Raw genomic sequence first — 13,168 nt, forward strand, 5'->3', positions numbered from 1 at the left:
ACACCTTCGGGGTCGAGCCGATCTGCAAGGTCTTGCAGGTCGCCCCGTCGGGCTATCGGCGGCACGCGGCACTGCTGCGCGAGCCGCACAGGCGCTGCGCCAGGGCGCAAACGCGACGATGCCCTCATGCCGGCGATACAGCGCGTCTGGCAGGCCAACATGCAGGTCTATGGGGTCGACTAGGTCTGGAGGCAACTGGCGCGCGAGGGCACTGCTGTGGCGCGCTGCACAGTCGAGCGGCTGATGCGGCGCCCGGGACTGCGGGGCGTGATGCGCTGTAAAGTGGTGAAGACCACGATCAGCGATTCCAGAGCACCATGCCCGCTGGATCGGGTCAACCGGCAGTTCCGCGCGCAGCGACCGAACCAACTGGGGTCTCGGACTTCACTTACGTGTCGACATGGCAGGGCTGGCTGTACGTCGCCTTCGTGATTGATGTGTTCGCCCGGCGCATCGTGGGCAGGTCGACCACGGCCATGCCATGCCATGGTGCAGCAGGGTCGGAAGGAACGTGAGGATGGTGCCCTGCCCGCCGTGCTGGGTCGCCGAGGAGGTGAACACGGACCCCACCTTGCCCACGAGTGCACCTTTCATCCAGAGCGCTCCCGTCTGGTCGATGAAGGTGCGCATCTGTGCGCTGACGTTGCCGAAGCGGGTGGGAGCGCCGAAGACGATCGCGTCGTAGTTCGCGAGTTCTTCGGGCTTCGCGACTGCGGCGGTGCGGACCGGCTGCGGGCCGCCAATAGGACTGGGACGGGGTGTGATGACGCGAGCGCCGTCGGCATCACACCAGCCCTGCGACAGTCCAGCGGTGGTTGCTGCATTGCCGTACGGTGCCCCGCCTCAACATGATTCTCGCAGCAGAAGGCGCCGTGAAGTGGGGGCTTGAATGCCGGTGGAGCATCGGTCGGCGCGCCTTCGGGTGCACTCCGAAAATCGGCCATCGCGAGCGCCGGACATCCAAGCAAACACCACTCTGGGGCGACCCCACGCACCGCTTGTCGGACAGAGGCGGGCGCGCGGGTCGGTGGCGACCGCCAACGGCAACACGCGGGACCCGTTCAGACAAAGCATCCGTGTCGCGCCAGGGCCTCGCATGCGCGGCGACTTGACTTCACAAACCTGAAGCCAATCTGAACGAGCCCCCCTCATTCGACGTGATAACTTAGCCCTGAATTAGAAAGTACTAATCGGCTTTACAGCCGCTAGCCCGAATCAGTCCCCACAAACAGACCGATGCCATTGCGTTTTTTGATCGAATTAGGAAATCGGCCTTTGCCAACGGCGGTGACATGTCCGCGTCAGTTGAGACATGTCACGCTCCTGAAAGCCACGGGCCTTATCGAAGCCACTCTTGCAATATCTCACGCACAGCAGCGCTCCACCACAGCTGCCTTTGTCCGCGGCATCACAAGCGACGGCATACAGGAAATCATTGACGCCACAGGCCGGAGCCCGGCGTGCTTCAACTGGCACGAGAAGAACAATTTGGCGCTCGAATTCCTGCGATTCCTCGAACGGGTCGACTTCCCGGTGATCGTGAAGGAAAAGCAAGAATGCGACAGCGCAGCCATCTTGATAAACCAGCGCTTGATACATGGCGCAGTGGATGATGTCGAAGACGGCGAGCATCGCGAGGTTGTCATCAGAGGTCTGACAGGCGTCGCAAGAGAATTCTTTTCACGGCGCATTGACGATGCAACGACTGCGCCCCGAACCTGGCCGACCTCCGCGGACGTGACCGTCGGCTGACCTGCCAGTGCCCGTTCGAACCTCCTGAGCTCCGCTGAGTCACGACCCCGACCTACATCGGGCGGCGACTGCATCGTCTATAAAGAAACTGTTCAGTCTCTATCGGAATCCTCCGCAGCGAGGTCATGTATGTTGCTTTCAGCAGTACTCATCGAAGACAACCAGACCATCCGAGACAGTTTGATCCCGGCACTGCGTGATCTCGCAGAAATCGAGGTTATTGCCGTTGCGGAGACCGCCAGTCATGCGGTGGCCGCGCTCAGCGGCTCGTCCGACTCGTCCGACTCGTGGCAGCTTGCCGTGGTCGACCTCTTCTTGCGCGAAGGTTCGGGCATTGACGTGCTGCGATCTATGCAGCACCGCTCGTCACATCAACGCGTGGTCGTTCTGACGAACTATCCGACCCCGGAGATGCGAGAACGCTCCATGCGACTGGGCGCCGATGCAATATTCGATAAATCCACCGAACTTGACCTGTTCTTCGAGTGGTGCAATCAGCTTCACATGGTGCATCTCGCAAGCAACGTGGCTCCTCGCAAAAAGCAGCGGCCGGCCATTGCGCAAGCCGCTTTGCTGCCGCGAGTCACTGATGCGCCCGCCTCGCATCCTGCAGGTGCAAGCTGGCGACGTTGACGAGCGGCAGCCCATTCCCGTCACCGGCGCGCGCACGCTTCCGGCTCAGCTTGACAGCCATGGAACAGACATGATCACATCGATCCGGACGGACCCGGCGCGGGCGCTGGTCGCCGAAGGAGCGGGTCGGTCCCCGCCGTCGCTCGAGGCGTCGGGGGCGAACTGGATTTCACCGTCGGATCGAAGAGCACCCGTCCCGTAGTGACCGCGGATCGATGCGCGACTTGACGCAGGCTCAGCCTGCCGTCATCTGGGACCACCGCCACAAGCGGTTCGCCTGTGGAATCGCATGGCTTACCTTCTCGACGAGTTTGGGCCCAACAACCGTTCGCGTCGGCGCCGCGCGAGCCGCCGCGCGGCGATGAATTCCCGCCGCTGTGAGGCAACCAGCGCGACTCAGCGATTTCCCGTTGCAGGCGCGATGCAGCAGATCCGGAGGCACTCAGGACGATGGTCACCGCGCTGATCAATCCCTCAGACTTCAACTGAACCGTAGAGCGATCACTGCCACGCTCACATCGTGTGACCAAGTCGCCGGCCTCTCGGCAAGCCTCGCCAAGTACCCAGCCACCGAACCGCGCGATCAGGCCGGTCTCCACCGCCAGTGGGATGAAGTCGATGGGCGATATCAGGCTTTTGTCAAATGGCGCCAACGTACCAGTGCCGACAGGTCGTGACCTGCCAGCACCGCAGCCGCACGAGGGGCTGGTAGTGCACCTCGAATTCTCCTCTGCTCAACGCCTGACGCCACGACAGCTTCAAGGCTTGACGCAACTAGAGTTGCACGCCCATGCCCTTGGCGTACCTGCAACAGGTGCCCAAGTCCTGTCGCTTTCGCGCGGTAGAGCGCCACGTCGGGACGCACTCTTCGAACATGCCAGCTTTATCCACCTGTCTCGCGATGAGCGATGCAAGACGTCAAGCGGTTTTACGCGCTCCTTACCCGCTGAACGATTCCAGACACCCCCGCGTTTTTCAATACCCGGATGCGCCCGGAACCATTCGACCGGATCGAGGAAAAGCTCGCCGCGATTGCGGCCACGGCAGCGTACGAGATCGCGGAATCGAGACGGCTGCGAAGCACAGCCGCGGCGACTCGGGTCGCGTATGCCAAGGTTCGCGACGGTACCCGGCCCATGCGCCTGAGGAGCGTAACCCTGTCGTCTGCACACGCGAGGAAGTAGCCACGCGTCGAAGACCCGACCACCATAGGCCAGGCACGGGTTCACTGGATCTTCTGCACGGACATCGGGTCGGGCAGTGGATGGCGTCCGACAAAATCTTTCGAGCCCCCTGCGTAAACTGCTCAATGGCGCTTGAGCGCTTTGTAGGATGCCCACGCTTGGCCCGCGGCGACGGACATCGATGTTCATTCATCCAGATTTGATTCGCCGCCACAGCGCGGCCGCGATTCTGTTCCGAGCATTGTGGAGAGCGACGAGCCCTGTATACCGATATGAACACGCAGGACTTCAACGAACTCTGCGCAGCAGAGCAAGCCGATTTCGGCCGAAAAGTAGCCGCCAGACTGTCAGGCAGCAGCCGAACGCTACCTGGCAGGATCAGTGATCGCCTACGCATTGCCCGCGCGCAAGCACTGGCGTCGCACAAAAGAGTTGCTGCGTCGCAATGTTCATCATTCGAGCCAGAGATCGTGCCGGAATACGACGGCCACAGACGCATGGCAGCAGAGCGGATGGCAGTGCTTGATCGCCTGTCGGCGGACCCTGTCATTTTCGGCCGCATGAAGGACTGAACAGCTATAGCCTTGCACTGAAGTCGAAGCGTCCAGGCCGGACGCCAGGCTTCACTTGTCTGGGCGGTATTTCGGAACCTCGCATCAATCGGGGGCTTGTCGTCTGGAAAAGCGAGGCTTTTCAATAGAAGACTGCGAAAGCCCTCTAGCAAGCTGTTGGACTCTCAGTACTACGTCGAGTCTCGCGCCCATGACGCGGTTCGTGGAGATGTTTTGTCAGCTATTTAGCTGCATCGTTACTCGCTCGGGCTGACGCAGTCGTACTGCGCAACGGTACCCGATTGCGTTCCGGGGCGGCGATGGAGACCAACGCAGCGCTGACGCGGCACGTTGATTCGGGACGAGTACAAGGCCTACGACAGCGTGATCAGCGCCGAACCCGGTCTGGCTGCGGGCTGCCTTGCACACGTCCAGTGCAAGTTCGACGAGTTGCTGCGTGAGGGTGGGCGCAGCGCAGTTGCCACAGAGGCCCTGCAGCGCATCGCGCAGATCTACCGGGTCGAACGAAAGCTCGCTGAATTTACTGCCCGGGCACGGCTGGACAGCATGTCCAGCATGGTCAGTGCCGTAGCCGTCGGCGTGCGTCACCACCGCGCCCCGTGTCAAGCCCGATCGATGCGCCATGAGTGCGCAAGAATGGCGGCCGTGTGATGAGTCTTCTTGAAGAGTCGGGCATCGGGATCGGTGACGTTGGGGCGCGGGTTGCCCTGCCAGTCGCCCGGCGAGTTGCGCCCGCCGCCGTCGCTCGGGTCGTCATCGCCCCCGCCCTTAGGCCTGAAGCTCTTGTGACTGGCCCCGGCATGGATAAGCGCGCCGTCCACCGAGTTTCGTCGCCCATCGCCGTCAGAATCCCACAGCACAGGACGTCCAGGCAAGCCGGCCCGATCTCGAATTGCAGCGTCTCGGGGTCTCGATTTGTAGGCGAACGTCCCGTGTTCAGACGAACAGGTTAATCCAGCTTGCGTTCGAGTACGGCCGACCCGATTATTCAACGGCTTTCAATCGCAATGAAAGGAACTGCGTTGCCCATGGACTTTCTTCGGCGCATTGAACATGCGTCCTTTCCGCTGATCATTCATGAAGAAGCGGACATTCAGTGTGCCGCCGTGTTAGTTGCAGCCAACCTCGTCGAGGCGAATCTAGCTGAGCCGAACGACTCTTCCGCGCCGCTGAGCGTCATCCTCCGCATCACGCCTCTGGGACGTGCGCAGTTGAATCGCTCGCGCTTGCGAGACACCTCCGCTGCTGGAGCGGCTTCGGAATAAGAGCAGGGTGTCGACAGCTAGTGTGCGAATGATGGGGCGATCGATCCGCCGACGAAACGGACCCGGTGGCACTCCTCGGAGCTTTGTGCGAGAGCTGATTTGGGCTGCGCCAGAGCAGCTGAAGCCGGCGTTCCGGGCCAGCGCAGCTACTTGGTGGTCGGCGGGCTCCCGTTGTCGCGCAACGGTGTGACGGCACCGTCGGCCGGCACATTCGCTGGTCCCTGTTGGGGACTGCGAGCGCCATAGAAGAAGAGCGTAACAAAAACGACAACCGCGATGATTCCCAGCATCGTCGCCATCAAAAGGCGCCCGAGTCGACCGCCCTTTCCCACTCGCTCAGCCCGCTTTGCCTGATCTACCGGTCTTCCTTTCATGAGATCCTTTCGTGGTTTCGCCGGAAGGGCGTTCATGTCGTCCCGTCTCCCGCAACCTTTGCCGTGCGCGCATCATCAAACAGGCTGTAAGGATGTAAGACTTCGAGCCGCCAGGCTTGACGCCTACTCAGTCGCGCTGCAGCCGGCGCCGTCGCTCCTTGCCTCCACCTGCCGCAGCGCTGAGAGGGGAGAAGGAGGCGTTAGGAGCCACGCCGAGCGAGAGGCGCCAACGAGCGGACAGCTGAGGAGTTGACATTGGGCTCCGTCGGAAAGCCGAAGCTGGAAGGTCTCGGCAGCGCGTACCAAGGTCGGCCGGCTGTGTTCACAGGCGCCACTGGCAATTTCGTTCGGGCACGCTTCCCCGGCGCTGTCTATGGCATTCCCATTGAGTCGGACGCCCTCAAGTATCTAGAGCATTGAGGCTGCGCCAACGCCAGCGACCGGAAGGTCTCACCACTGCTGTTCCCCCGTGCGTCGGGGCGGGGCTGTCCGAGAGCTGCTATGGGAGCAGTCAGCCGGACCGTCTGGACGCGCTGACACGAGCGAAACGTTCTGTCCCGTTCCTCGTCACCCTCCGGCGGTAGAGCGCCGTGGGCGCGCTACCCGCCTGCGCGGGAGCGGCGGCGCATCCACAAAGCCACGGCCTCAAGCTCGTCGGCGGTGAATCTGCCGGCAAGCTCGCGGGCGGCGTGCTCGAGCTCCGGCAACGACACCAGGTCCGCGTACATCGCCCGTCGAAGGTTCTCGAAGTCGCGCGCGTCAAGGCTGATCAGCGTGTTCGCGCCGCTAGGCCCCAAAGCCGCCAGCCTGACACGCGCCCGCTCCTCTATCGCATCGACGTTTTCCACATAGATGTTGACGAGGCTTTCGCCCGCGGCCGACCGAAAACACTTCTCCAGTGCGCGCCGACTGATCCTGGCCCGCGTGCGCTGACGACCACTCTTAAAGAAGAAATAAAGCCAGTCATCGCCGCCCGCGGTGTAAGTTGTTTCTTCTCTCATGAAGGGTTGGATCGATCGTGTTTCAGCTGCAGGGCTCATGGCAGCGCCGAGATCGCCAGGCTACCCATCTGTCCTCGCATTGGAGTCGCCGCCCAGCGTCGCGCTTTGACGTCGACGCATGGTGGAATCCCAAGGGGACGCTCCGGTTGTACTGGCAGACGCGCGCTCGGGCTGGGAGCCAGCATGCGCGTCGGATGTAACCGTACCCAGCGTACGCACAAGCGCCTGTCAGCGGATGCGCCGCGAAACCCTAGTTGTTCATTTTGAGACGCACAGGCCAACCCGGACGAAACTGGTGACGTTGTAATCCAAATGGCTTTCATGCCGACTTCGGAAGCGAAGAACCCCTGCGGCAGAGCCGCGGCACCGAATTGTTTGAGCCGTCGTATCTTTCTTGCGCGAAAGGCCCAGGCTGCGTGCGCCGGCTCCAGCGCAGACGTCCGCATCGAGTTTGTGCAGGCCCCGCGGCGCTTGTTGCAGTAACTCACCGAAGCCTGCTATCGGTCGATTCTGTTGAAAAATTCAGGTTCGCCAATTGCGCTCGTGGAATGAGTTCGCGCATCCGTGCAGATGTGCCCAGGAGAGCGCCACTGCGGTCTGTGAATAGAATTGGCCACGAGCCGGCTTTCGCTGCTGCGCTCCCGTGCATTGGCTTTCCGGCGGCAAGAAGTGTTCCGCGAATGAGTCGCAGTTCACGCGAAGCGTCCACTCCAAGCGGCGCTGCCGAGCTAAACGGACGGTCGGCTCTCGCAGAAACTCAGGCGGATCTCCAAGCCCGCTTCGGGAGCGCCTATGCAAGCACACGGCTTACTTAAGCTGGTGCACCGAGCCGCTGTCTCGCTCATGCCGGCAGCAGGCCGGAGACGCGGTAAGTTGCGAGCAATTCATCGAAGAGCGCGATGTCCGACCGGCTGCGAGCGATCAACTGAGCGCCTGCAACGGCGGCAAAGATGGCGCGGGCGCGCTGATGGGCCGTGGCAGGGATATCTGAACTCGAAGCCACGAGGACCTTTTCGAGCCATGCGACATTGATGTCGGCGAAGGCCTGAACCTCGGTCTTGACGGCGTCGGGCAAGTTCTCGGATTCCGCGCCCATGAAGCTGCCCAGACACAGCCGGTTCTGGTCTTCGAGCGATTTGCGAAAGATGCGGGGATATTCGTGCAGCGCGCGCTGCGGCTGCGGGCTTTCGGCCAGCAACGCTTCAAGCGCTTGGGCGGTGTCCTCCCAATAGCGCTTGGCCACCGCCGCGCCGAGGTCGGCCTTGCTGGGAAAGTGGTAGTGCACGCTCGAACTCTTGACCCCGACGGCGGCTGCCAAGTCGCGAAAGTTCAGGGCGTTGTAACCGTGCGACTGCGCGGCCTTGCGGGCCGCTTCGAGCAGGGCTTCACGCACATTCAAGTTCATCGGGTGCCTTGGTCTCTTTCTTGCCGCGGCGGGTTCGCCTCGCAGAACAGCATTTTAGGCGCTGACGTCACCTCTATCAACTGGTAGATAGTTCTTGACGCACTGCAAAATGCCGCCGTATGATTTGTCTACCATTTGATAGATAGACAATACTGATGACCACCCAACTGTTCAACTCCGACGCCACGACGCTGGCGGCCCTGATCCGCCAACGCGAGGTTTCACCGGTGGAAGTGATGCAGGCGCATCTCGAGCGCATCGCAGCGGTAGACCCTCAGGTCAACGCCATCGTGACCATCGCCGAGGACGCCATGGCGTCGGCGCGCACGGCCGAAGCAGCCGTGATGGCCGGCGCCGAACTGGGGCCGCTGCACGGCGTTCCGTTCACGGCCAAGGACTCCATCGATACCGCCGGTGTCGCCACCCAGCGTGGCTCGCCCATCTTCCGGGGCCGCATTCCCGAGGCCGACGCGGTCAGCGTAGCTCGAATGAAGCAGGCCGGTGCCATCCTGCTGGCCAAGACCAACCTGCCCGAGTTCTCCTACTGGATCGAGAGCGACAACCTGCTGAGCGGCCGGTCCAACAACCCATGGGATCTCTCGCGCACACCCGGAGGATCCAGCGGCGGCGAATCCGCGGCCATTGCGGCGGGCATGTCACCCCTGGGGCTGGGCACCGACCTGGCCATCTCCGTGCGCGGCCCCGCGGCCCAGACAGGCATCGTGTCGCTCAAGGCAACCCATGGCCGTGTTCCGATGACGGGCATCTCGCCGCGCGCGCCGCGCCGCTTCTGGCATGTCGGCCCGATGGCGCGCAGCATTCGCGACTTGGCGCTGGCCTTCTCGCAACTGGCCGGGCCTGACGGGCAGGACGCGTTCTCATCCAACCTGCCTTCTTCGAAGCCAACGCAGAAGGCGTATCCGGTCGCCCTCTGCGGGTGGGTTGGATGGTCGGTCCTGGTTTCGGTCCGGTCGACCCAGAAGTCGTGGCGACCGTGGTCGCGGCCGCCGACGCACTTCGCAACCTCGGCATTCATGTGGAACCGGTCGGCATCCCGGCGCTGGAGCGGGACTTTGCTCTGGACGTTTTCAATCGCCTGCATGTGATGGAGATGAAACCGGCATTCGCCGAGGCGACCGCGGGTCGCCGACCTGAGGAGCTCTACAAAATGGCGAGGACCATGCTTGGCCTGCCCGACACGTCGATGGCCGACTACATCGAGGCCGAGCAAGCGGCTGAACGCCTGCGCGACGGCTACGCCGAATATTTCAAACGCTTCGATGTACTGCTCACCCATGTGTTGCCGATTCCCGCGCACAAGCATGGCGTGGGCGAGTTCGTCATCGACGGGCAGAAGGTCGACGCCACCTACCTGCAGGGCGCGACGGTTCCTCTCAACGTCACCGGCCTGCCCGGCATCTCGATGCGCTTCGGCACCAGCCGGGAGGGCATGCCGATCAACGTCCAGTTGGTGGGCAGTTGGTTGGCCGAATCGACCATCCTGCATGTCGCGTCGCTGCTCGAGAGCGTGAGCGCGGTGCGTGAGCTGCGCCCGTCTCTCTGAATCCCACGTCAACTCCAAGTTCAGCAGTGAGGACTTCCGACCGTTGATGTCCTGTCGGCGACGCCATTGGGCCATTGGGGGCACCGCCGTGGCCATCGGCGCAGACCGCCGTGGAATGTCCAGCCCTCCTGCAGCGTGAGCATTCGCGCCAACGCGAGAGTTCGCCGGGTGCCGAATGTCTGGTTTGCCTGCGCTCGGCCTGCGCGTCCCTGGCGCCGGAGGATGGCGCCTTCCGCAGGCCGCCATTGCATCTTCGCGTTGAGGCCAGGTGACCGTTGGGTCGCGAACCTGCGCCATCAGAGGCTCCTGCCGCGCATCTTCAGCTTAAGTGGATTCACCCTCGTCGGCGACGGTCTGCTATGCGCTTTATGGCGGACCTTGGCCGAACGCCGCGAGCGTCCGTTTCGCAGGCGAAAAGGCGCATCGGACGCGTCGGTTGTTCAGCCCGAAGCGATCACTGACGAATGGAGCGTTGAAACGGACCGGTATGAACCACGTTCATTCCGGCCCCACATTCGGCGGCCCACCCTGCTTCAACTCAACAATCGACTGCCGCCCTTATCTTCGGCCATGCAGGTCCTGGGGCGCGAAAGAAACACAACCTTGCGCAAGCACCAGGGTGCGCCCGTCGATTGCCCTGACAGCGCCCTCCAGGCCGAGCCTTTGAGTGCCGTTGGCAAGTGCGGCCACCGACGTCACCATCCACTCGAGATGGACGCACTCGGTGGCCTTCACCGGGCGCAAGAGATCAAATGAGAAATTCACCCCGAGCACGCTGCCCCTCGATGAAAGATGCGTCGCGGTCAATCCCATCAGAAGAGACGTGGTGTGTGTAGCGCTGGCGATCAGCCCGCGAAAGCGAGTGGTCGATGCGTACTCGGCATCGACGTGCAGAGGGTTCTCGTCGCCCGCAGCCAGCGCGAACGACCGCACCTGCTCCTCATTGAACGTGTGCGTGCGCGAGAACCGGTAGCCGGCGCCCACATCGGGTCGATCGGTTTCGTACATTTCAGCCCCGGCCCGCCAAATGGGTGATGGCGCTTGCACTTCCAGCCTGCTCACGAAGCCTGAACTTTTGAATCTTTCCTGTGGCTGTCTTGGGCAGTGTGTGAAAGATGACGCGCCGAGGACATTTGAAATGAGCCAGTCGCGCCCGACAAAAATCAATGATCTCCTTCTCCGACGGCTGCTCGACACCGGCCCGGAGTTCAACGAACACACAGGGAACCTCGCCCCACTTTGCATCCGGCTGAGCGACCACGGCCGCGTGCAAGACAGCGGGATGGCCGTGGATCACGTCCTCCACCTCGACGGAGGAAATGTTTTCCCCACCGGAGATGATCACATCCTTGGAGCGGTCAGTGATCTGGACGTATCCGTTGTCATGCAGCACCGCCACGTCGCCGGTCCTGAACCATCCATCAGCCAGTGCCCGGCGTGTGGATGCTTCGTTCTTGAAATAACCCATCATCACGGTGTTGCCGCGAAGCATGAGTTCACCGGCCGTTCGGCCGTCCAGCGCGACGGGCTCCAGCGTATCGGCGTCCCCCACCATCAGGCCTTCGAACATTGCCGCGCGCGCGCCCTGCCTTACCCGGAGCTTGCCCTGTTCGGCTGCCGGTAGCTCGTCCCATTCGTCCTGCCACTCACAGCTCACAGGTGTTCCGGAGACCTCGGTGATGCCGAACACGTGCTCTACCTCGAAGCCCATCGCCCGAACCGCGTCCAAAACGGCCAGGGGCGGCGGTGAACCGGCCGTCAGCACCCGCACAGGGCGAGGCAACGTTCTGGCTCGAGCACCGTCGGCGAGCATCGCCATGACGGTCGGCGCAGCGCACAGGTGATCGATGCCTTGCTGGTCGATTGCTGCCATGACTGCGTCCGCAGAGACTTTGCGCAGGCAGACATGCGTCCCAGCGGCCGCGCTGATAGCCCAGGTAAAGCACCAGCCATTGGCATGGAACATCGGCAAGGTCCACAGGTACCGCGGCGCGCGTGGCATGGCCCAGTTCGTGATCTGAAGCTGGCTCATCAGGTATGTACCGCGATGGCTTGCCACGACGCCTTTGGGATCCCCGGTCGTTCCAGAGGTGTAGTTCAAGGCGATCGGCTGCCACTCGTCGCTCGGCCAGATTCCCGCAAACCCCGGATCGCCGCCCGCAAGAAGCGTTTCATAGTCCAGCTTGCCAATGGGTTCGCCCGCTGGCGCCAAGTGATCGTTGATGTCGACCACAAGCGGGCCATGCTCGAGCAATGCCAGCGCGGCTGCCGCAACGCCAGCGTACTCTCGGTCGACCATCAACAGCTTGCATTCGCCATGTCGAAGGATGAACGCCACGCCTTCGGCGTCCAATCGGTGATTGATGGCGTTGAGCACTGCACCGGCCAGGGGAACACCAAAGTGAGCCTCCAGCATGGCCGGTGTGTTTGGTGCCAAGACAGACACGGTGTCACCGGGCTGTATCCCCTTCGCGACCAGCGCAGACGCCAGTCGATAGCAACGCTCACGCGTTTGAGCCCAGGTGCGGGTCAGGTCTCCGTGCACCACTGCAGCGCGTCGCGGATGAACCAGCGCGGCTCGATCCAGAAATCCCAACGGCGTCAGAGGCACGTGGTTGGCCGCACAGCGCTCCAGGCCGACTGAGTAGGATGCAGCACTCATGCCCTGATCTCCTTTGGTTCCGAATGGAAAGTCGTGAACGAAGAGACCGGTTCTCGCTCCGTGCTCAATGTGTTTTCGATGGCTGTGTCATCGGCATAGCCAAGGCTCATCCCGCTCACCAGCATTTGCCCGTCCGGAATGTGCAGACAACGTGCAATGGCTTTGTGGAACTTGAGGAAAGCCGCTTGCGGGCAGGTGTGAAGATTGCGCGCTCGAGCGGCCACCATCACGCTTTGCAGGAACATCCCGTAGTCAAGAAGACTGCCCTCCTGCAACTGTCGGTCTACCGTGAAGAACAAGCCGACCGGCGCGTCAAAAAATCCATAGTTACGGCCGTGCTGCCGGTGCATGCCGGCTTTGTCGCCCTTCGCAATCCCAAGCAGGCCATACAGATCCCAACCCACCTTGCGACGTCGGTCGAGATAGGGCGCGACCCATTGGCGCGGGTAGTACTCATAGGCTTCGGTCAATCCCGCGGCGAGTTCCGGATCGTCGTCGAGTGCTGCAAGGTGCGCGGACAGATCGGCCTTTGCTGCGCCAGTCACGACATGCACTTGCCAGGGCTGGGTGTTCATGCCAGATGCGCTGTGGCTGGCGGTCTCGAGAATCGACTCGATGTCGCGAGCCAATACCGGCGTGGGGAGAAAAGCCCTTACGCTGCGTCGCGTCACGATCGCCCAGTCCACCGCCTCGCGCAGCGATTTCGGGTCCAGCGGTGGCTCCGTCATGCGATTCATCTTCCAAGTCCTTCAATTG

General features: G+C 62.4%; 11 protein-coding genes and 4 pseudogenes. 8 read left to right on the plus strand and 7 right to left on the minus strand.

Annotated features, from left to right (window positions below):
* A pseudogene (locus BM004_RS42315) lies at nucleotides 1–461 on the plus strand (IS3 family transposase); the annotation flags it as partial.
* Nucleotides 462–480: 19 nt separating this feature from the next.
* Here BM004_RS42315 and BM004_RS39400 read toward each other — a convergent pair.
* Nucleotides 481–717: pseudogene (locus tag BM004_RS39400) on the minus strand (NAD(P)H-dependent oxidoreductase); the annotation flags it as partial.
* Between the two features lie 519 nt (nucleotides 718–1,236).
* On the opposite strand from BM004_RS39400, the gene BM004_RS39405 reads away from it, so the two are divergent.
* The 4 genes from BM004_RS39405 (at nucleotide 1,237) to BM004_RS42320 (ending at nucleotide 4,792) form a co-directional block, all read left to right on the plus strand.
* A complete protein-coding gene (locus BM004_RS39405; RefSeq protein WP_143072671.1) occupies nucleotides 1,237–1,752 on the plus strand; it encodes a hypothetical protein in 516 nt (171 codons plus the stop codon).
* A gap of 129 nt (nucleotides 1,753–1,881) precedes the next feature.
* On the plus strand, nucleotides 1,882–2,385 hold the full coding sequence (locus BM004_RS39410; RefSeq protein ID WP_093222193.1) for a response regulator: 504 nt from the start codon (nucleotides 1,882–1,884) through the stop codon (nucleotides 2,383–2,385).
* 1,456 nt (nucleotides 2,386–3,841) lie between these two features.
* Nucleotides 3,842–4,141: a DUF3619 family protein gene (locus BM004_RS39420; protein ID WP_093222198.1), complete on the plus strand. Its 300-nt coding sequence runs from the start codon at nucleotides 3,842–3,844 to the stop codon at nucleotides 4,139–4,141.
* Between the two features lie 330 nt (nucleotides 4,142–4,471).
* Nucleotides 4,472–4,792 carry an IS66 family transposase gene (locus BM004_RS42320; protein WP_093222200.1) on the plus strand — a complete coding sequence of 107 codons (321 nt, stop codon included), beginning with the start codon at nucleotides 4,472–4,474 and terminating at the stop codon, nucleotides 4,790–4,792.
* On the opposite strand, the pseudogene BM004_RS42325 reads toward BM004_RS42320, so the two are convergent.
* A pseudogene (locus tag BM004_RS42325) lies at nucleotides 4,709–4,965 on the minus strand (IS5/IS1182 family transposase); the annotation flags it as partial. The gene BM004_RS42320 and the pseudogene BM004_RS42325 overlap by 84 nt on opposite strands.
* Nucleotides 4,966–5,169: 204 nt before the next feature.
* On the opposite strand from BM004_RS42325, the gene BM004_RS39430 reads away from it, so the two are divergent.
* Complete coding sequence (locus tag BM004_RS39430; protein ID WP_256220299.1) at nucleotides 5,170–5,406, plus strand: hypothetical protein; 237 nt, start codon at nucleotides 5,170–5,172, stop codon at nucleotides 5,404–5,406.
* 973 nt (nucleotides 5,407–6,379) lie between these two features.
* On the opposite strand, the gene BM004_RS39440 is transcribed toward BM004_RS39430, so the two are convergent.
* Nucleotides 6,380–6,820: a hypothetical protein gene (locus BM004_RS39440; protein ID WP_143120479.1), complete on the minus strand. Its 441-nt coding sequence runs from the start codon at nucleotides 6,818–6,820 to the stop codon at nucleotides 6,380–6,382.
* A gap of 802 nt (nucleotides 6,821–7,622) precedes the next feature.
* Entirely contained in the window at nucleotides 7,623–8,186 is a 564-nt protein-coding gene (locus BM004_RS39445) for a TetR/AcrR family transcriptional regulator (RefSeq protein WP_093222207.1), read from the minus strand.
* Nucleotides 8,187–8,422: 236 nt separating this feature from the next.
* On the opposite strand from BM004_RS39445, the pseudogene BM004_RS42330 reads away from it, so the two are divergent.
* Nucleotides 8,423–9,028: pseudogene (locus BM004_RS42330) on the plus strand (amidase); the annotation flags it as partial.
* Between the two features lie 104 nt (nucleotides 9,029–9,132).
* Entirely contained in the window at nucleotides 9,133–9,750 is a 618-nt protein-coding gene (locus BM004_RS42335) for an amidase family protein (RefSeq protein WP_256220300.1), read from the plus strand.
* A gap of 558 nt (nucleotides 9,751–10,308) precedes the next feature.
* Here the strand turns inward: BM004_RS42335 and BM004_RS39455 are convergent.
* From BM004_RS39455 to BM004_RS39465, 3 genes are read right to left on the minus strand one after another with little or no spacing between them, the layout of a single operon-like run.
* Complete coding sequence (locus BM004_RS39455) at nucleotides 10,309–10,758, minus strand: MaoC family dehydratase (protein ID WP_093222209.1); 450 nt, start codon at nucleotides 10,756–10,758, stop codon at nucleotides 10,309–10,311.
* Between the two features lies 1 nt (nucleotide 10,759).
* Nucleotides 10,760–12,412, minus strand: a complete 1,653-nt coding sequence (locus tag BM004_RS39460) for an AMP-binding protein (protein WP_093222211.1) — start codon at nucleotides 12,410–12,412, stop codon at nucleotides 10,760–10,762.
* On the minus strand, nucleotides 12,409–13,149 hold the full coding sequence (locus BM004_RS39465; RefSeq protein WP_093222213.1) for a nitroreductase: 741 nt from the start codon (nucleotides 13,147–13,149) through the stop codon (nucleotides 12,409–12,411). Before BM004_RS39465 ends, BM004_RS39460 begins: the two co-directional genes overlap by 4 nt.
* Nucleotides 13,150–13,168 lie beyond the last annotated feature (19 nt).

Origin of the sequence: Variovorax sp. OK212, from assembly GCF_900112425.1 — a bacterium.
Taxonomy (GTDB): Bacteria; Pseudomonadota; Gammaproteobacteria; order Burkholderiales; family Burkholderiaceae_C; genus Variovorax.